The 19,193-nt window shown below is 67.1% G+C and carries 18 protein-coding genes; all 18 read left to right on the top strand.

Annotated features, from left to right (window positions below; all coding sequences use genetic code 11):
* Window positions 1–128 precede the first annotated feature (128 nt).
* Window positions 129–413 (top strand): YtxH domain-containing protein, encoded by a 285-nt coding sequence (locus M9921_12135; protein MCO5297595.1) that lies wholly within the window; start codon window positions 129–131, stop codon window positions 411–413.
* An 81-nt stretch (window positions 414–494) separates the two neighbouring features.
* A complete protein-coding gene (locus M9921_12140) occupies window positions 495–1,061 on the top strand; it encodes a hypothetical protein (protein ID MCO5297596.1) in 567 nt (188 codons plus the stop codon).
* Window positions 1,062–1,562: 501 nt separating this feature from the next.
* Complete coding sequence (locus tag M9921_12145; GenBank protein ID MCO5297597.1) at window positions 1,563–2,054, top strand: hypothetical protein; 492 nt, start codon at window positions 1,563–1,565, stop codon at window positions 2,052–2,054.
* The gene (gene rsmH, locus M9921_12150; protein MCO5297598.1) at window positions 2,051–3,064 is read left to right on the top strand and encodes a 16S rRNA (cytosine(1402)-N(4))-methyltransferase RsmH; all 1,014 of its coding nucleotides are present in this window, start codon (window positions 2,051–2,053) and stop codon (window positions 3,062–3,064) included. Before M9921_12145 ends, rsmH begins: the two co-directional genes overlap by 4 nt.
* The gene (locus M9921_12155) at window positions 3,064–3,417 is read left to right on the top strand and encodes a hypothetical protein (protein MCO5297599.1); all 354 of its coding nucleotides are present in this window, start codon (window positions 3,064–3,066) and stop codon (window positions 3,415–3,417) included. The genes rsmH and M9921_12155 overlap by 1 nt, the downstream gene beginning before the upstream one ends.
* 39 nt (window positions 3,418–3,456) lie before the next feature.
* Entirely contained in the window at window positions 3,457–5,163 is a 1,707-nt protein-coding gene (locus M9921_12160; protein MCO5297600.1) for a penicillin-binding protein 2, read from the top strand.
* The gene (locus tag M9921_12165; GenBank protein ID MCO5297601.1) at window positions 5,160–6,641 is read left to right on the top strand and encodes a UDP-N-acetylmuramoyl-L-alanyl-D-glutamate--2,6-diaminopimelate ligase; all 1,482 of its coding nucleotides are present in this window, start codon (window positions 5,160–5,162) and stop codon (window positions 6,639–6,641) included. Before M9921_12160 ends, M9921_12165 begins: the two co-directional genes overlap by 4 nt.
* Window positions 6,638–7,993 (top strand): UDP-N-acetylmuramoyl-tripeptide--D-alanyl-D-alanine ligase, encoded by a 1,356-nt coding sequence (gene murF, locus M9921_12170; protein ID MCO5297602.1) that lies wholly within the window; start codon window positions 6,638–6,640, stop codon window positions 7,991–7,993. Before M9921_12165 ends, murF begins: the two co-directional genes overlap by 4 nt.
* Window positions 7,990–8,949, top strand: a complete 960-nt coding sequence (locus M9921_12175) for a hypothetical protein (protein MCO5297603.1) — start codon at window positions 7,990–7,992, stop codon at window positions 8,947–8,949. Before murF ends, M9921_12175 begins: the two co-directional genes overlap by 4 nt.
* Complete coding sequence (gene murD / locus M9921_12180; GenBank protein MCO5297604.1) at window positions 8,946–10,283, top strand: UDP-N-acetylmuramoyl-L-alanine--D-glutamate ligase; 1,338 nt, start codon at window positions 8,946–8,948, stop codon at window positions 10,281–10,283. Before M9921_12175 ends, murD begins: the two co-directional genes overlap by 4 nt.
* Complete coding sequence (locus M9921_12185; protein ID MCO5297605.1) at window positions 10,280–11,500, top strand: FtsW/RodA/SpoVE family cell cycle protein; 1,221 nt, start codon at window positions 10,280–10,282, stop codon at window positions 11,498–11,500. Before murD ends, M9921_12185 begins: the two co-directional genes overlap by 4 nt.
* Window positions 11,445–12,524, top strand: coding sequence for an undecaprenyldiphospho-muramoylpentapeptide beta-N-acetylglucosaminyltransferase (gene murG, locus M9921_12190; protein ID MCO5297606.1), 1,080 nt, complete (start codon window positions 11,445–11,447; stop codon window positions 12,522–12,524). Before M9921_12185 ends, murG begins: the two co-directional genes overlap by 56 nt.
* A complete protein-coding gene (locus tag M9921_12195; protein MCO5297607.1) occupies window positions 12,521–14,773 on the top strand; it encodes a D-alanine--D-alanine ligase in 2,253 nt (750 codons plus the stop codon). Before murG ends, M9921_12195 begins: the two co-directional genes overlap by 4 nt.
* 28 nt (window positions 14,774–14,801) lie before the next feature.
* Window positions 14,802–15,494 (top strand): hypothetical protein, encoded by a 693-nt coding sequence (locus tag M9921_12200; GenBank protein MCO5297608.1) that lies wholly within the window; start codon window positions 14,802–14,804, stop codon window positions 15,492–15,494.
* Entirely contained in the window at window positions 15,491–16,246 is a 756-nt protein-coding gene (locus tag M9921_12205; protein MCO5297609.1) for a DUF881 domain-containing protein, read from the top strand. Before M9921_12200 ends, M9921_12205 begins: the two co-directional genes overlap by 4 nt.
* Entirely contained in the window at window positions 16,243–16,629 is a 387-nt protein-coding gene (locus tag M9921_12210; protein MCO5297610.1) for a small basic family protein, read from the top strand. Before M9921_12205 ends, M9921_12210 begins: the two co-directional genes overlap by 4 nt.
* Before the next feature lie 14 nt (window positions 16,630–16,643).
* Complete coding sequence (ftsA, locus tag M9921_12215) at window positions 16,644–17,876, top strand: cell division protein FtsA (GenBank protein ID MCO5297611.1); 1,233 nt, start codon at window positions 16,644–16,646, stop codon at window positions 17,874–17,876.
* Window positions 17,877–17,903: 27 nt separating this feature from the next.
* Complete coding sequence (gene ftsZ, locus M9921_12220) at window positions 17,904–19,151, top strand: cell division protein FtsZ (GenBank protein MCO5297612.1); 1,248 nt, start codon at window positions 17,904–17,906, stop codon at window positions 19,149–19,151.
* Window positions 19,152–19,193: the final 42 nt, after the last annotated feature.

Genomic DNA, 19,193 nt, shown 5'->3' on the forward strand with positions numbered 1-19,193 from the left:
CCCTTTTGCTTGGGGGACGTTCGCTTGCGGCCCTTCCCGGCGTAGAAGAAGAGTAGGCGGCGCGCACAACGGGCTGGATTGCCTGTTCGATTGGCGCCCAGAACCGGAACCCAGTTGGAGGGACAACGATGAAAGAACCTAATGGAAAGAAACGCGGCGGTGGACTTGGATTCATCGCGGGCCTCGCGACCGGCGTCGCCGCAGTGTTGCTCTACGCCGCGGGCAAGGAACGCAAGCTGGGCGACAAGGTCGCCGACGGCATCGACAGCTTTGAGACCAAGGCGAAGGAAGCCAAGGACAAGGCCGCGCACAAGGCCGCGGAGTTGCGCGACGCGGCCAAAGAGAAGCTCCAGGCAGGCAAAGAGAAGCTCTCCGAGGCCGTGCACAAGGGAACGAACGGATCCGACGCGTAACCAGGATTTGGGGCCGGTCGCGGGCTCGCGCCGCCGGCCCCTCGGAATCGTCTCATCGAGTACGCTTCGAAGAGGTGTGAGATGAACGAGAACGAGAACGCGACGGGGGACCAGGCCCCGAAGGTCGAAGCGGGCCAGGCGAGCCCTCCCGGCACCGCTCCCCGAGATTGGGGAAGAATCGCGATCATCGTGGGCTTTGCCCTGTTGCTGGTCATGCTTCTGTGGCAGACCGTGGCCGTTTCGCGCGTCGAGTCGTCGAAGCAGGAGGCGCTGAAGAAGGCGGAGCAGGCGCGCCTGGTCGCCCTCGACGAGGCCCAGAAGGAATCCGGGTTGAGAGCTGCGCGCGCCTTGGCAGCCGGGCTCCACCAACTGTTTTTGCTGCGGTCCCAGTATCCCGACCTCACGGACCGGACGTTTCAAGCCGTGTGCGGGGAGCTTGCCGAGACCGGCGGCTACGATCTGGTGGTCATCACCGACAGCAATCGCCGGATTCTTGGCTCCAGCGACCTGACCCGCGTCGGGACCACCTACGCGGCTCCCCTCGGATCCCAGGCGGCCGCCGAGAAGGTGGACCAGCAATGGGAAGTACGCGCGCCCGTGCTGAGCGAAGACGCCACGCTCGGCGGGGTGGTGTTGCGGCTCCGCTGAGGCGTCGCGGGGGCCGGACAAGTCCGGCTGGACTCAGGGCGACGAGCGAGCTCGCGCACTCCCATGTAACGAACGGGCTTGCGCACTCCCATGTGTGCCGCGGGGGCCGGACAAGTCCGGCTGGACTCAGGGCGACGAGCGAGCTCGCGCACTCCCATGTAACGAGCGAGCTCGCGCACTCCCATGTAACGAGCGAGCTTGCGCACTCCCATGTTGGTGCGCTCCTTTGTGAACCCCGACAAAGGGGTGGATTCTTGCGTGGGAACCGGTAGACGAGGGTGTACTAGCTGGTAGAAATGCGGTGAAGAATTCCAAAAAAGCCCTCTGATTTCTTGGATTCCCATAGTTTTCCCATTAATATGGATGTCGGGTGGAGGGTTTGAGCCAGGAAGGCAGACGGCTCGCCATCCCAGGGTAGGGCGGGGGCCTTTCCCAAAATTCGGCGGACGACAGGAGCACGGAGCCCACGTCGTCCGCCACTTCACTTGCTGGTGCTCTCTCGTGGTCGAAATCGACGTCATGCCGCCCTCGGACTTCAAGCCGTTGCTCGGAACGGACGAAGCCACTGTGGATGACAAGGGGCGCCTCCTGGTCGGCAAGAAGAAGCGTGAGCGCTTGGGCGACGACTTCGCGATCGCGATCGGGCCCACGGGCTGTCTCTGCGCCTATCCGAGGTGGCACTGGGACCACATGGTCCGCGAGATGTTGCGGCAGGATCCCATGAACCTTGGGCGCGAGCGGTTCACACGCCTCTGGCTCTCCACGGCGGACGACGATCTCAAGTTCGACTCGCAAGGACGGTTCGTGATCCCGGCGGACCTCCGCAAACTCGGGGAGATCAAGGACAAGGTCGTTCTCTTAGGCGCGGGCGACCGGATGGAGATCTGGGCGCTCGCCGAGTACGAGAAGTTCATGCAGAACCAGGACGCTTACATGCGCGAGCGCCGAGAGGCCTTCGAGCGCGCTTACTTCGCGCTGACGGACCGGTTATGAAGAGGGTGCTCGAAGCGAAGACGATTTTGAGGGCCATGCGCATCCAGCGGATGGTGGCGGTGCGGTCGGCGATGGCGAGGACGATGATGCGGCACGAGTCGGTGATGGTCGGCGAGGTGATGGGGGCGTTGAATCTGCGGCCCGGTTCCGTGGCGGTCGACGGCACCCTCGGACTGGGCGGGCACGCCGCGCAGATGCTCAAGGCCGTCGCCCCCGGCGGCGCTGTGATCGGCCTCGATTGGGACGCCTCGATGCTGGCCGAGGCGCGCGCGCGCCTCGGCGAGCCCGCAGGCGTCCGGCTGCATCTCGTGCATGCGAGTTTCGAGCAGATCTCCTCGGTGCTCGGCGAGCTGGGGCTGAAGGCGGACGGCATCCTGTTGGATCTGGGCCTCAACAGCGCCCAGGTGGACGATGCGGCGCGCGGTCTCAGCTTCCATGGCTTGGGGCCGCTCGACATGCGGATGGACGTCACGCGCGGCGAACCTGCCTCCGCGCTTCTCAACCGGGCCGCACCCGGCGAGATCGAGCGCGTGCTGAGCGAATTTGGAGACGAGCGCTGGGCGCGGGCCATCGCAAAGGCCGTCGTGGAACGACGGCGCGGCGCCTCGCTCAAGACGACCCAAGACCTTGTGGATTGCGTGCTCGCCGCCATTCCGCCGCGTGCGCGCGAGAAGCGCATCCACCCGGCCACGCGGACGTTTCAAGCCGTGCGCATCTGGGTGAACGGCGAGCTCGACCTGTTGGAGGGCGCCCTGCGCGGCGCGGCGCGCTCGCTCGCGCCAAACGGGGTGCTCGTCGTGCTCTCGTACCACTCCGGCGAAGACCGGATCGTCAAGCAGACGTTCCGCTCGCTTGCGGCAGACGAGGGGTTCGAAGACCTCTCGCGCAAGCCCCTCGTTCCGACGCCCGAAGAGGTTCGGGCCAACCCTCGCGCGCGCAGCGCCAAGATGCGCGTGCTTCGACAACCGCGGCCTCTCGGGGCCGCCAAGACCCAAGGAAGGGAATCTTAATGAGTGCAGTACCAGCCATTCGCAGTCCGTGGAGGACACGGACCGAGCGTCGACCCGCGCTTCGGGTCGTCTCGGGAACACGGGCGCTTCCGCGCCTGTCCGACGCCGCGATCCTCTTTGTGATCGTGGGAGGGATGGCGTTCTTCTCGAGCAGCCTTCTGGGCCACGTGATGGTCGAGAAGGCGCGCCGCGAGGGCATCTCTGCACGGGCCCGCGCCTTGGACGCGCGCAAGGCGGAAACCCTGTTGCGTTCCCGGATCGACGGTCTAACCTCTCTGGCCGCTGTCGAGGGTTGGGCGCACGCGCACGGATTTGTGGCTCCGGACGGCATCGCCGGCACGTCTGAACCGTGAGGCACCATGGCAGACAAAGGTGGAAGGCGATTTCATTGGGTGAAGCTGTCGATGGGCGGCCTCTTCGTCCTGACCGCGCTGAGCCAAGCGCGGGTCCAGCTTTTTGAGCGCGGCGAGATTCTCGACCGGGCGGCGGCGACCAAGCGGTTCGTCCTCGAGCGGCCGGAACCGGCCAGGCGGGGAGCCCTGCTCACATCGGACGGAAAGCCCCTCGCGGTGGACGACGACCGGTACGAACTCAGCCTCTCCTTCTCAAGCGTGCCGCAGAGCGACGCGTTCTTTGTCGATTTGGCGGCCGCGAGCGGCATCCCCGCAAGCGAGTTCTCCCAAGTGGCCGCATCGGGTTTGAAACGTCGCGCGTGGAAGCAGCGGATGAGCGCGGCCCAGGCGAAAGCCGTGCAGGCCGTGAAGACGCGCTGGCGGGCCGACGGAGTCTCCCTCGATTACACGGGCGAGCGCGCGTACCCCCTTTCCGAAGCCGCTTCAGGCGTTGTGGGCCGGACCCGCGGACGGACAGCCGAAGGCGGGCTCGAGCGCGGCTTCGACGAGGCCCTTCGGGGAACCGACGGGCGGACGATCGGGATGGTCGATCGCACCGGCGCGTTCCTCCCGATGCGCATCGATCCGCGAAGCAAGGCCAAGGAAGACGGGCTGCCGGTGGTGACGACGCTGGACAGCGTGCTTCAACAGGAAGCCGCCGCCTCGATCAAGAGGGCGGTGGAGACCAACCACGCGGACCAAGGTGTGGCCATCGTCTACGACCCCCGGAATGGCGACCTGCTCGCCATGGCGAACTGGCCGACGTTCAACCCCGACGAACCCGAGGGAGCAACCCAGGTTCCGGAAGGGACCGATTACAACCCGAACTACATGGGCCGCCTGGAACCAGGTTCCACCTTCAAGGTGTTGACGCTGGCCAAAGCGCTCGACCTCGGCGTCGTCACTCCCAACAGCGTCATCAACTGCACCGGCGAGAAGGTTGTGTGGGGCAAGATGAGTGTCCACTGCGACATCCACCATGGGTCGCGCGCGCACGGCCCGCTGCGGCCGGTCGACGCGATCGCCAAGAGCTGCAACGTGTGCGCGGCGACTTGGGCCCAGGCGATCGGGCGGGACACGTTCATCGAATTCATGCGCCAGTGCGGGTTGCTCGACAAACCGGGTTTGGGCGTCCCGGGAGAGGTTCCCGGCGACTTCGTGCGCGACGAGTACGCGACCGGCTTGCAGTTGGCCCACTTTGGATTCGGCCAGTCCGTCACTGTGACACCCGTGGCGCTGGCCAGCGCCTTTGGAGCCTTGGCAAACGGGGGCGTTCGGATGAAGCCGCGCCTCGTGAGGAAGATCGGCAAAAACGAGGAGCCGCCGGTGGACGCTGGGCAGCTCTTCAAACCCGCCACCGCCGAGCGGATGCTGGAGTACATGGAGACCGTGATCCAGTCGGATCAGGGAACGGGCAAGGGCCTTCGGATTCCCGGCTATCGGCTCGGCGGGAAAACCGGCACCGCCGAGCGCCAGGGCCAGGGCCGCGGCGGCTACGTGTCCAACTTTGTGGGGTTCGTGCCCGCTCCCGCGCCGCGGGCCGTTATCTTGGTGATGGTGGACCACCCGAAGGGGGGAAGCTACTACGGCGCGACGGTTGCCGGGCCGGTCTTCGACGATTTGGCACGAGCGGTGATCCGCCGATACGCGATCCCGCCGAGCCCGCCCAAGCAAGATCCAACTCTGGAAGGCCCGCCGCTTCGATGATCGCGTTCGCCCAGTTGTTTCGCTGCGCCGGGGTCAAACCGGCGGCGATCTCGGGCGACGCGACGATCGAATCGCTGGTGGCCGATTCGCGGGTTGCAGGTTCAGGCGCATTGTTCGTCTGCATGCCCAGCGCCAACACGGACAGCCACCAGTTCCTGGCCCCGGCGCAGATGAAGGGCGCTGTTGCGGCCTTGGCCCACACCGAGGCGGGCTTTCAAGCCGCTGTCGCGGCCGGTATGGCAGCCGCGTGGGTGCCGGCAGGTTCGTTCCAAGACGCGTTGTGGAGGATCGTGCGCGCGTTCCACGGCTCGCCGACCCGCGGCCTCCGGCTGGTGGGGGTCACCGGCACCAACGGGAAGACGACCACCGCGTGGATCGTCCGAGACGCGCTCAACGCGCTCGGCCGCTCGTGCGCCTATCTGGGCACCTTGGGCTTGACCACGCCGGCGGGGGCCCGAACGCTCGAGAACACGACCCCCTTTTCGGTGGAGTTGAACGACCTGATCCTCGAGGTGGTCCGCGGGGGGGCAGACACCCTCGCCATGGAGGTCAGCAGCCACGCCCTGGAGGAGCGGCGCGCCGACGGTTTGGAGTTCGACGTTGCGACGTTCACGAACCTCACGCAGGACCACCTCGACTACCACGGCTCGATGGAGGCGTACGCGGCGTCCAAGCGCCGGCTCTTCTTCGACCTGCCGACGCAGACGACCAAGCCGTTTCGCGCGGCGATCAACACGGACGATCCGGTGGGAGCGCGGTGGGCTTCGTCCCTCGATTCGTGCGTCTCGTACGGCTTTGCCTCGGGAGATCTCCGAGGCGCGGGGCTCGAAGTCCGGGTCGACGGCCTGTCGCTGGGGCTGGATTACCGGGGCCAGACCGCGATGCTGCAAACGCGGCTCGCCGGCCACTTCAACCTCTCAAACTGCCTGGCCGCCGCCGCGACGCTGGCGGCCCTCGGCTACACCCTGGAGGAGTGCGTCCACGGCCTGGCGCAGGCGACTCCGGTTCCCGGCCGGTTCGAGTCGATTCCGAACGATCGAGGGGTCGGCGTGATCGTGGACTACGCGCACACGCCCGACGCCCTGGAGAAGCTCCTCGACTCCGCTCGCCGGTTGACGGAGGGGCGGCTCATCGCCGTGTTCGGGTGCGGGGGCGATCGCGACCGCAAAAAGCGACCGCTGATGGCGCGCGCGGTGAGCGAACGGGCCGACGTGAGCGTGCTCACGAGCGACAATCCGCGGACCGAGGACCCGCAACAGATCCTCGCCGACGTGCGCGCGGGCCTCGTCCCAGGTGCGGAATCGCTCGAGATCGTGGATCGCCCCGAGGCGATCGCGCGCGCCGTCGGGATGGCCCGTGCCGGCGATGTCGTGGTCATCGCTGGAAAGGGCCACGAGGACTACCAGATCTTGGGTCGGACCAAGCACCCGATGGACGATCGGAAGCTGGCGCGCGAGGCCCTGGGGGTCGGCTCGTGAATCCGATCGGGGCCGAGCGGTTTGCGACGATCGTCCATGGTCGGGCCGTGGGCTTCGAGCGCGGGGTGGCCTTTTACTCGTTCGCGCTGGACAGCCGGGAAGCCCGCCCCGGCTGCTTGTTCATCGCGGTTCGCGGCGAGCGTGTGGACGGACACGACTTCGCCGCCTCCGCTTTCGCGGCCGGAGCCGCGGGCGCGCTCGTGGAGCGGGCGGTGGAGGGCCCCCACATCTTGGTCGACGACGTGGAGGAAGCGCTTGCGGCCCTCGGCGCGCACTTCCGAAGCCAGTTCCACGGGCCGGTGGTGGGCGTGACGGGAAGCGCGGGCAAGACCACGACAAAGGAGTTTCTCGCCGCCGCGCTGGCTCCCCTTGGGCCCGTGCTGCGGACCGAGGGGAACCGGAACACCCAGCTCACGGCGCCGCTCGTGTGGGCCGAGCTGCTTCCAACCCACCGAGCCGCGGTCATCGAGATGGCCATGCGCGGTCCGGGGCAAATTCGCCACCTGTGCGCCTTCAGCCGGCCGACCATCGGTGTGATCACAAACATCGGCACGGCCCACCTGGAGCAGTTGGGATCGCGTGCGGCGATCGCGGACGCCAAAGGAGAGCTGGTGGAGTCCCTTTCCGAGCACGGCACCGCCGTGCTTTGGCACGAGGACGAGTTCCTTGAGGTCCTGCGCGGCAAGGCATCGGGAGACGTGGTCACCTTTGGTACGGGGGAGGGGGCCACGTGCCGGGTCACCGGCTACGAAGCGCTCGGCACCACTCGCTGCGCGATGCACGGCGTGTTGGACGGCACCCCCTTCGCGTGCGAACTTCCCACCGTGGGGCGGCACCAGGCCCTCAACGCCGCCGCCGCGCTTCTGGCTGCGAACGTGGCGGGAGTCAAGGTGTGGGAGGCCGCCGAATCGCTGGCTCAAGCCAAGTTGCCCGGCATGCGAATGGAACCCGTGATGCTGGGCGGCGCCACGTTGATGGTGGACGCGTACAACGCGAATCCCGCAGGGATGCGGGCGGCGATCTCGACCTTGGCCGACTTGCCGTGCGAAGGACGGCGTCTCGCCGTGATCGGGGAGATGAAGGAGTTGGGCGAGGGTTCGGAGGCGGCGCACCGCGAACTGGGTGTCTGGTTGGCCGATGGCGGCGTGGCTTCGGCGGTGTTCGTCGGCGAGGGAGCGCGATGGGCCATGGAGGCGTTCCTCGATGCCGGCGGGTCCGCGGTCTTCGCCGAGTCGCTGGACGACGTGGCCGAGTTCCTGCAGGCGCTGCTTCCCGGCGATCTGGTCTTGGTAAAGGGCAGCCGCGCGCTCGAGTTGGAGAAGGCGGTCGCGGCCGCAGGGGGCCACGCGTGAAGGAGTCGATCGCCACGTTTGGCAATGGGTTCCTTCTGGCCTGCGCCGCGGGAGCGGTGCTGGCGGTGCCGGTGCTCCGCATGCTGACGGCCCTCAAATCGAAGCAGACGGTGAGCGAGTTCGCGCCGGAGACGCACCAGGTCAAGCAGGGAACGCCGACGATGGGCGGCATCCTCTGCGTGTTGGCGCTCGTGTTGTCGTTGCTGGTCGTGGGAGAGGGACCCACTCCCTCTTGGGTCGGATTGTGGGTGCTCGGCTTCGCGCTCGTCGGTTTTGCCGACGATTTTGTCGTCCCGCGCCTCATGCCGGGCAAGCGGGGCCTTGGTTGGAAGCAGAAGTTTGGCGCCCAGGCCCTGCTGGCCCTGCTGGCGCTGCCGGTCTTGGGATGGGAGTGGAGCGCGGCCAACGCGGCGCTCGCGGTGCTGGTCGTCCTCTTCTTCTGCAACGCGTACAACTTCTCGGACGGCCTCGATGGACTATCCGGCTCGCTCGGGGTCGTCTTGGCGCTCGGGCTTGGTGCGATCGCGGCCTTGGCGGGCGCATCGGGATGGGTTGCGTTGTGCGGGGCTCTAGCCGGTTGTCTCGTGCCGTTCTTGTTCCTCAACGCACCCCCTGCGAAGGTGTTCATGGGCGATGTCGGCTCGCTGCCGATCGGGGCCGCCTTCGGGATCGCGGTCTGCGGCCTCTTGCTTCCCCACGGCGCCTTCGAATGGGAGGGGTGGGCCGTTCCCGGCGTGGCGCTCCTCTCGTTCGTGATGATCGCGGAGTTGGTGCCGGTTCCGTTACAGGTCCTTTCGGTCAAGCTCACAGGCCGACGCCTGTTCCTCATGACGCCGATCCACCACGCGTTCGAAAAGCGCGGGTGGCCCGAAACGCGCGTGGTGTTCGCGTTTGTTCTGGTGCAGCTCGTCGTGGCGGTGGCGGGAGTGGCGATTTCGGCGAGGTTGTGTCCATGAGCCGGGCTCTCGTGCTGGGATTGGGGCGCTCCGGGGTCGCATCGGCGCGCGCGCTCCTCGCGTTGGGTTTGGAACCGTTGGTCGTGGACCACGCGCCTGCGCTGACGGCGGCGAACCGAACGGCGGCGGACGCCCTCGATGCGCTGGGCGTCGAGTGGCGAATCGATTGGAAGGGCACGGCACCGGATCTCGGGGCGACGGTGTTGGTCACGTCGCCCGGTGTCGATCGCCGGAGTCCGACTCTCTTGGGGGCCGTCGCGGCGGGGATCGAGGTGATCGGCGAGATCGAGTTGGCCTTTCGCGTCGCCAAGGCGCCGATCGTGGCGATCACGGGCACGAACGGCAAGAGCACGACCACCGTCATGACGTGGCTCGGGCTGAAGGGCGCGGGATTCGACGCCGTGCTCTGTGGGAACATCTACGGGTCCGGGTATCCCGAGGTGCCGCTTGCGGAAGCGGCGCTCGACGCTTCCCCGGACGCGGTTTTGGTGGCCGAAGTCAGCAGTTTCCAGCTCGAGTGGGTGCGCGGTTTCCGGCCGCGTGCGGCGGCGATCACCAACATCACGCCCGACCACCTCAATCGTTACAACGGATTCGAGGAGTACGCCCAGACCAAGCTGCGCATCTTCGAGGCACAGGGCCCGGAGGATCACGCGGTCGTCCCGTACGGAGACCCGTTGGTTCCCCCGCCCAGCGGGCCGCCCGTGCACACGTTCGGCAATCCTGCAGCCGACGCGAAGGTCGAGGACGGCTGGCTGGTCGCGGAGTCGTGGCACGTGCCCCTGGAGTCACTGCCGTTCCGCGAACCGCACAACCTGGCCAACGCCCAGGTCGCCCTTCTATTGGGCCGGTCGATCGCCGGCGAGGGGGCGTGCGCGGGTTTTGCGAAGGGACTCAGCGCCTTTCAGGGCCTGGGGCATCGGCTTCAAGCGGTGGGCGAGCGCGAGGGCGTCCAGTTCGTCAACAACTCGATGTGCACCAATCCGGCGGCTGTGGTCGCGTCGAGCCGCGCCTTGGGAGACGTTCGGCAGCATCTCCTGGTCGGCGGAGAGACGAAGGGATTGGACTTCCGCCCGCTTGCCGCGCTCCTTGCGGGGGGCCGTGTTCGTCTCTATCTCTTTGGAAAGGGCGCGCCGGCCATCCGCGAGACGATCGGGGACGACGCGTTGGAGTTCCGGACGATGGCCGAGGCGTTTGGCGCGGCGGCCGGCGCGGCTCGGAGCGGAGAGGTGGTGATGTTGGCGCCCGGGTGCGCCAGTACGGACCAGTTCGCGGACTTCCGCGAGCGAGGCGAAGTGTTTGTTCGGTTGGCCAAGGAGTGGCTGGAGCGATGATCGGGAAAGTTCGAATCTACGACGGACCGTTGTTCGTGTTGGCGGCGATCGCCACGGGCGTCGGGCTCGTCTTCATCTTCGACGCGGGGTACGCGCGGTCGCTTCTGCTTGGAAACGGAGCGATCCCGCGCGAGTTCCGCACCCAGCTCATGTTCGTCCCCGTCGCCCTTCTTGCCGGAGCTTTGGCATCGCGCATCGGGTCGGACACGTGGCGCACGTTCTCGAAGCTGCTGTGGGTCGCGACGCTCGTCGCCCTGGTCGCGCCGATGATGCCGGGGATCGGGATCGAGCGCAATGGGGCCCACCGCTGGATCGGGATCGGGCCCTTCGAGGTGCAGCCGGCCGAGTTTGCGAAGCTCGCCGCCATCGTCTACCTGGCGGGCGTGTTCGCCGGACGGCCCCGATGGCCGGCCAAAACCCCGCGTTTCAAGACGCGCGCCCAGTACTTCGACAGCGTGGTGGTCCCCAAGACGATGCGCATGCTTCCTGCGATCTGGGTCCTCCTGGCCGTGGTGCTCATAGAAACCGAACCGGATCTCGGCACCGCAGCGGTCGTGGCGGCGACGGCTTTTGCGATGTTCGTCGCGGGAGGGGCGAGCCGAAAGACGCTGCTGGTCGGGGGCCTGCTCGCGGTGGTGGGTGTGGGTGTGCTGGTCGCGCAGCAGCCGTATCGGATCGACCGCATCCTGGTGCACCGGGACCGTTGGTCCGCCAAGAATCTCGACGACACGGCGTACCAGACCGTGCAGTCGGAGATGGCGATGGCGACCGGTGGGCTGGTGGGGGTCGGAATCGGGGCCGGGCGGGCGAAGCACGTGCTGCCAGCGGCGACGACCGACTTTGTGACCGCGACGGTCTTCGAGGAGTTTGGGTTGGCGGGGGCGCTGGCGGTGATCGCGCTGATCGGGGCGTTCGTGATGCGCCTCCTTGTGCTCGCGCCGCGAGCCGCCACTCCCTTTGGATCCCTGGTTTTGGTGGGTGTCGCCTCGTGGATCGGTATCCAGTCGTGCGTGAACATCATGATGGCGAACGGGATGTTGCCGGCCATCGGGATTCCGCTGCCCTTCGTGAGTTCGGGTGGATCGAGTCTCGTCGCCCTCTGGCTTGCCGTAGGAATCTGCCAATCGATGCTCGCGCCCCAGGTCGCGAAGGAGGGGAAGGTTGCGGCTGGTCGTCACCGGTGGCGGAACAGGCGGACACGTCTATCCCGCGCTTGAGGTCGCCCGCTCCGCGCGCGCCGAGGGTTGGGACGTCCGCTACTTCGGCTCTCTTCGCGGCCAGGAGGGTGCTGCCTGTTTGCGCGAGGACGTGCCCTTTCTCGGGTTCCCGGCCGAGCCGCTGGTGAGCCTGCGCACGTTCCGCGGCTGGCGCGCGTCCGCCCGGCTGCTGCGCGCGGTGGGCAAGGCGAAGGCCGCTTTGCGCGCGGGGGCGCCCGACGTCGTCTTCTCGACGGGCGGTTACTCGGCGGCGCCGATCGTGGCTGCGGCGCGCGCGCTGGGGCTGCCCCATGTCATCCACGAGCAGAACAGCGTTCCGGGGCGCACGAACCGACTGGCCGCGAAGCGCGCGTACGCTGTCGCCACGACGTTTCACGCCGCCGAGAGGGAGTTCCCGGGGTCCCGCGTCGTGAGGACCGGGCTGCCCGTTCGCGAGACGATCCGCCGGGCGGCGCTGCCAGCGAACGGCCGCGAAGAGGGGCCGATGCGCGTACTGGCCGTGGGCGGTTCGCAAGGGGCGGGCGCGATCAACGCCGCGGTGGCGGATTGCGCCCGGGGATGGATCGGCCCCGAGGTCGAGTGGACGCACGTCGCCGGCCGCACGATGATCGACGAGGTCGCCGAACGGACCCGGGACTTGGGCGAGGGGTATCGCGCCGTCGCATTTCTGGAGGCTGAGGAGATGGCGCTGGCCTACCGGCGCGCGGACGTCGTCCTGGCGCGGGCGGGGGCGGGCACGCTTGCGGAGTTGGCGGCGTTCGGCTTGCCCTCGGTGTTGATCCCCTTTCCGCTCGCTTTCGCGAACCACCAGCTTCATAATGCCAATGAGTTCGCAGGGATGGGTGCGGCGACCGTCGTGCCCCAAACGGAGGCGTCGGCCGTTCGATTGGGGCAGGCGATTGCGGCGTGGATCGAAGATCGGGCCTTGCGAGGCGTCGCTAAGACCGCCTTGCGCGAGTGGGACGTGCCGGAAGCGGCCGACCGCGTTCTGGAGTTGTTAAGAGAAGCGGTGCAAAGTCGATGAGGAAGCAGGCGGAGATCCGGGAAGCGTTCGCGGACAGAGAGGCGCTGGACCACGCTCGCTCCTTCTACCTGGTGGGGATTGGAGGGGCAGGCATGTCGGGCCTTGCGCGGCTGCTGCTCGAGCGCGGTTTTCCAGTCGCGGGCTCGGATTCGACGGCCTCGCCGGTCACCGCCGAACTGGAGGCGCGGGGGGTGCGCGTGCGCATCGGCCACGCGCGCGAGGGCGTGGAGCCTGGCATGGTCGTCGTTCTTTCGGATGCCATCGCGCTCGAGGACAGCCCGGAAGTGGCCGCGGCGCGTGCCGCAGGGTGTCCGCTCTTTCGCCGTTCGCAGTTGCTGGGCTGGCTGCTCCGGGGTCGGAAGGTGCTGGCCGTGACCGGCACCCATGGCAAGACCACGACGACGGGGCTCTTGGGAGCTGCGCTCAAGGCTGCGGATCTGGACCCCCTCGTCGTTGTCGGAGCTTCGGTGCCCGAGTTCGGAGGAGCGGTGGTTGCCGGGGCCGGCGAGTTTGCGGCCGTCGAGGCGTGCGAGGCGTACGACAGCCTGCACGATCTCGACCCGTTTGCCGTGATCCTCACCAACCTCGAGTTGGATCACGTGGATTTCCACGAAACGTACGAGCGCCTGCGCGAGAGCATCCTGCGGTTCTGCCGCCGCGTTCCGAAGGAGGGCGTGGTCGTCGTGTGCGAGGAGGACCCCGGAGCGGCGGAGGTCGGTCGCTTGCTGGAAGCCGAGGGCGTACCCGTCGTTCGGTACCGCGGGGAGGCATCGGAGCTGTCGCTGCCCGGCAGGCACAACGCGCTGAACGCCAGCGGCGTTCGCGCGTTGCTGGGCGCGCTTGGCCTGAAGGGCGAAGAGGCTGAGAAGGGGCTGAGGGCGTTTCGAGGCGCCGAGCGGCGGCTGCAGGTCGTACGCGAAGGTCCGATCGTCGTGGTGGACGACTACGCGCACCATCCGGCGGAGATCCAAGCCAGCCTTGCCGCCTTGCGGGACCGCTATCCGGGACGTCGACTCGTGGTCGTTTACCAACCCCACCTTTACAGCCGTACCGCGGAGCTGATTCCCGAGTTTGCCGCCGCGCTCTCGGCCGCCGACCACGTGGTGTTGACGGACATCTACCCGGCCCGCGAGCCGCCGATGGCCGGGGTGAGTTCCGCGCGGATCGCCGAACTCGTCGAGGCGCCCGTGGATTACGTTCCGGTGCGCCAACTGCTGCCGCGCCACGTCGCGCGCCTGGCGACGCCGGGCGACGTGATCGTCGGCATGGGTGCGGGGAACATCGCCGAGTTTCCGCCGACGCTGCTCGCCGAGCTCGACCGCAAGGCTCCCCTTCGGGTGGCCGTGGTGAGCGGCGGTGACAGTTGCGAGCGGGAAGTGTCGCTCCATTCGGGTCGAGCCGTCGTCGAAGCGCTCCGGGCCAAGGGGTACGCGACCACCGCGTGGGACGTGACGGAGCTCCTGCTCGGCAAGGGAACGGTGGCTCCGTTCATCGGACCGGACCGCCCGGACGTGGTCTTCCTCGCGGTGCACGGCACGCACGCCGAGGACGGCGCCATCCAGGGCTTCTTCGAACTGCTCCACCTTCCGTACACGGGCTCGGGCATCCAGGCGAGCGCGCTGGCGATGGACAAGCAGCGAACCAAGGAGATCTTGAGCGCGGCGGGGATTCGCGTTCCCAAGGGGGTGCTGCTGCGGGCGCCCGGGGAACCCTGTCCGATCGGGACGCCGGCGATCGTGAAGCCCAACGCCCAAGGGTCGACGGTCGGGCTGAGCTTCGTGGACGAACCCGAGGGACTTCCCCCAGCCATCGCCCGCGCCTTCCGGTACGACGAGGCGGTGATCGTGGAGGAGTGGGTTCGCGGCATGGAGATTTCGGTGCCGGTCCTGGGCGATCGGGCGCTCCCACCCGTGGAGATCGCCCCGGTCGGCGGCCGGTACGACTTCGCCGCCAAGTACGTTCCGGGGCAAACCGAGGAGATCGTGCCGGCGCGCTTGCCCGAGGATGTTCTGCGGGAAGCCGAGGCGCTGGCTCTCCAGGCTCACCGCGTGATGGGGTGCGAGGGGGCGACGCGGACGGACATGATGGTCGGGAAGGATGGGTTGGTCGTCCTCGAGGTGAACACGCTGCCGGGCTTGACGGGAACGTCTCTGTTGCCCAACAGCGCGCGGGCCGTGGGCATGTCCTTCGAAGAGCTGGTCGAGTGGATCGTTGAGGACGCGGTGGCGAGACATGGCGCGAAGACGTAGGCGGAGGTCGCGATTCCGTCTGGTCCCCGTGCTGTGGCTACTCCTGCTCGTCAACACGGGTTTCGGGGTGGTGTTCAGCTCGGTGACCGCGGTGCGCAAGGTGCGGGTCGTGGGAGCGCGGGAGTACGACCGCCAGCGGCTCGAGACGATCCTGGACGCCCTTCGCGAGGTGCCCTGCGCGCGCGTCGACCGGCCCGCAATCGAGACGGCCGTGCTCGCCGAAGGGGACGTGGCCAAGGCGTCTCTCGAGCGCAATCCCTTTGGCCGGGCGACGCTTCGCGTGACGTACCGGCGCGCGGTGGCCGAACTGGAGGGGCATCCCGGCATGTTGCTGTCGACCGATGGTGTGCTGTTCGCCGGACGCTACGTTTCGGCCGGGTTGCCCAAGGTTCGCCTGCCGGAGGTCGCCCTGGAGCCCAACGCCGCGCTGGCCGGGCTGTGGGAGCCGCGCAGGGTCGCGGAACTCTGTCGGCGGGCCGCAGAGTTCGGACCTGTACAAAAGGCGGTTTTGGACGTTGATTCCACAGGGCGCCTGTGCTTAAATATGGGTTCGGGAGCGCAGATCGTTTTTGGCTCGTCGGAACAGTTGGACGAGAAGTTCGACGAGGTGCACCGCATTCTTCAAACGCACCCCAACCTGCTTGAGGATGGGTTTGGAGTGAACGTAACCGCGCCCGGAAAATCTGTGCTCACGCCGCCTTCAAACCAGAAAAAACCATGAACCCCTTCGCCACGAGAATGACCGGTAACGCCTGGATGCTCCCCGTGGGTTTGTTCTCGCTGATCCTCCTGCTGATGATCAAGATGGCGTGGCTCACGCCGGGCAATCTGGGCACCCGGATCGGCCTGCTGCCATCGGACCAGCAGAGCCGGGTTCGCGCGACGTACGCGGATGCCGAAGAAGAGGGCAAGAAGCTGGAGGAGGAGATCGCCAAGCTTCGGGACGAGAAGACCAAGCTCGAGAACGCGATCGGGAGCCAGACCAAGCAGGCGGAAGTGCTCAACGAGAGTTTGCAGGAAGCCAAGATCTTTGCGGGTCTCACGGAGGTCGAGGGACCTGGAATCGTGGTGACGCTGAAGGATAGCGAGAAGGCCGTTCAGCAGGGGCTCGGGGGCGGGGACCAGATCATCCACGATGTCGACGTGCTTCGCGTCGTGAACGAGCTCTGGGCTTCGGGAGCCGAGGCGATCAGCGTCAACAACCGGCGTGTCGCGTACTCTTCGAGCTTCCGTTGCGTCGGTCCGGTGATCCACGTGGACGGCGTTCCGATCTCCTCGCCGGTCACGATTCGGGCCATCGGGGATGGTCCGACCCTCATGGGCGGGCTGAACCTTCCGCTCGGCGTTTTGGCAGAAATCCGATCTGCCGACCCGGCGATGGTGCAGCTCGAGGCCATCAAGAACATGCGCCTGCCGGCGTACCAGGGCGCGACGACCCGCAAGTACTCGACCGTTCCGAAGGACACGCAGTGACGCTCATTCTCATTGTGGTGTTGCTGGTCGCGGCCGCCGTGGCGTCGCAGTTCGTCCAACCGATCGGCGGTGTGGGCGCCCAGTACATCGCTGTCGCGTGCCTGGCCGGTTTGGACACGGTGTGCGGCGGGATCCGCAGCGGGTTGGAGGGCAAGTTCCACAACGACGTGTTCATCACGGGATTCATCTCGAATGTGCTGATCGCGTTCTTTATCTCTTGGCTTGGCGACCAGATTGGAATAAACTTGTTCCTCGCCGCGGCGCTCGTCTTGGGGAGTCGCATCTACACCAACCTCAGCCTGATTCGCCGATACGCGCTGACGAAGTGGCAGGATTCCCGAGAAAGGGCCCGAATCCAGAAACAGAGTCAGAGCCAAGGGTAGGGCTTGAACCATCCATGAATAGCACGCGCGTGACCGTCGTCGATTTGGGATCTGCCAAGACCGTTTGTCTTGTCGCCGAGATGTCCGAGCGTGGCAAGGTGCGCGTCGTCGGGTCGGGCGTCGAGCCTTCGAAGGGGCTCCGCCGCGGAGCGGTGGTGGATCTCGACGAGGCGACGCGAAGTGTCCGCGAAGCCCTCAAACAGGCGCACGACGGCGGGTCTGGCGAAGGCGAGCACGCGTTCGTGGGCGTCGGGAGTCCGCTTGTCCATGGGGCGACGGCCAGGGGTTACGTGCCGCTCTACCCCAAGTCCCGTCAGATCACGCGAGAAGACGTGCTGCAGGTGATCAAGCACAGCCGCCAAGTCTCGCTTCCGCCGGACGAGGAGCAGATCCAGGCGATGCCCCAGACGTTTTCCGTGGATGGCCAGAACGGGATCCAGAAGCCGATCGGGATGAGCGGCGGCCGCCTCGAGGTCACCACGTTCTTGGTGACGGGCCAGACCAGCCACATCCAGAACATCGAGCGCGCCGTGACGCAGTGCGGGCTGAAGGTTGAACAGATGGTCCTCCAGTCGCTGGCCTCGGGGCTGGGGGTGCTCAGTCCGGAGGCGCTCGACCATGGGTGCGCCGTGATCGACCTGGGAGCGGGAACCACCGACATCGCCGTGTTCGACAAGGGTGCCCTCACGGCCAGCGTCTCGTTGCCCGTCGGCTCCCAACTGGTGACCTCCGACCTCAGCAAGCTGCTCAAGACCTCGCCGGACGAGGCGGAGCGCCTCAAGACGGAGTTCGGCAGCGTGCAGCTCGAAGGGATTCCGGAAACGGAAACCGTGCCGGTTCTGCAGCTTGGCCAAGCGCACACTCGCCCGCTCGCCCGGAGGGTACTCTGCGAGATCATTCAAAGTCGGGTTCGGGAGATCGCCACGATGGTGCGCCAGCAGATCGAGAAGAGCGGAACGCTGGGTGTCCTGCCGGGCGGCGTGGTCCTGACCGGTGGCGGAAGTCTCCTTCCTGGAATCGATCGCCTCTTCGAGGAGACGCTGAACCAGGGACCCGTGCGGATCGGCCGGCCGAAAGACGCGGGATTTGATTTTGCGGGGAGCGACGAGCCTGGAATGGCCTCTGCGGCCGGACTGGTCCGTTTCGCTCTCCAGAACTTCGACGACGAGTTTTCTCCCGTCGGGGGGACGGACGATTGGAAAGATCGTATTCGGACGTTTTGGTCGCTGCTAAGCGGCCGCGCATAAACCATAACAAGGACTAGTGAACAGATCGTGAGCCAACAAAACGCAGTTATCAAAGTGATCGGAGTCGGCGGTGGCGGCTCGAACGCCGTCAACCGGATGATCGAGAGCGGGATCCAGGGAATCGAGTTCGTGGCGATGAACACGGACGTGCAGGTTCTCGATCGGTCGGGCGCCGACAAGAAGGTGCAGATCGGGCAGAACCTGACCCGCGGGCTGGGTGCCGGAGGCAACCCGGAGATCGGGAAGAGCGCCGCCGAAGAGAGCAAGAACGAGATCCGCAAGGTGGTCGAGGGCGCCGACATGGTCTTCATCACCGCCGGCATGGGTGGCGGCACCGGCACGGGCGCCGCTCCGGTGATCGCCGATATGGCTCGCGAAATCGGCGCACTGGCCGTCGCGGTCGTCACGCGTCCGTTCTCGTTCGAGGGACCCCGACGCGCCCGCCTTGCAGAGCAGGGCGTGACGTCCTTGATGGGCCGCGTCGACACGATCATCACGATTCCCAACGACAAGCTCCTTTCGGTGGTCGAGCGCAAGACCACGCTGATGGAGGCGTTCCGAGTCGCCGACGACATCCTGCGCCAGGGCGTGCAGGGCATCAGCGACATCATCACGATCCCCGGCCAGATCAACGTGGACTTCGCGGACGTGCGCGCCGTGATGTCGAACGCGGGTCCCGCGCTGATGGGAATCGGCTACGGCGTGGGCGACCAGCGCGCGCTGCAGGCCGCGCAATCGGCCACGAGCAGCCCGCTCCTCGAGCAGACGATCCACGGGGCCAAGGGCTTGCTGGTCAACATCACCAGCGGCGACGACCTGACGCTCGCGGAAGCGACCGAGGCGATGAGCTACATCCACGACCTGTGCGACGACGAGGAGGCGAACATCTTCTTCGGCACCGTCATCGACAAGGAGATGGAAGGGGCGGTCCGCATCAGCGTGCTCGCCACGGGATTCAACCCCTACACCCCCGAGGGCCGCAAGGTCGCCGAGGCCACGTTCAGCGCGCCCGACGCCGAACCCGCGGCGCCGAAACCGGTCGTCGCCGCCGCCGACACGCGCGCGCCGTGGCAGCGCATCACCAGCCGCGGCGTGGAAGCGCCCGGGACGGAGAAGCCTGCCGAGTCAGACGCGCCGAAGGCCGACGCCGAGCGGGTCGTCGTGGACCGTGCCGCCGTCCGATCTCGCGAAGGCTCCGGCGATGTGTCGGATCTCTACGACGAGAGCGAGATCGACATTCCCACCTTCATTCGCGAGCACCGGGCTCGGCAGTAGTTGATCGCCGGTCTCGTCGTCGAGTAGGGTGCCGGGGATCGT

The sequence above is a fragment of the Fimbriimonadaceae bacterium genome, assembly GCA_023957775.1.
Lineage (GTDB): Bacteria > Armatimonadota > Fimbriimonadia > Fimbriimonadales > Fimbriimonadaceae > JAMLGR01.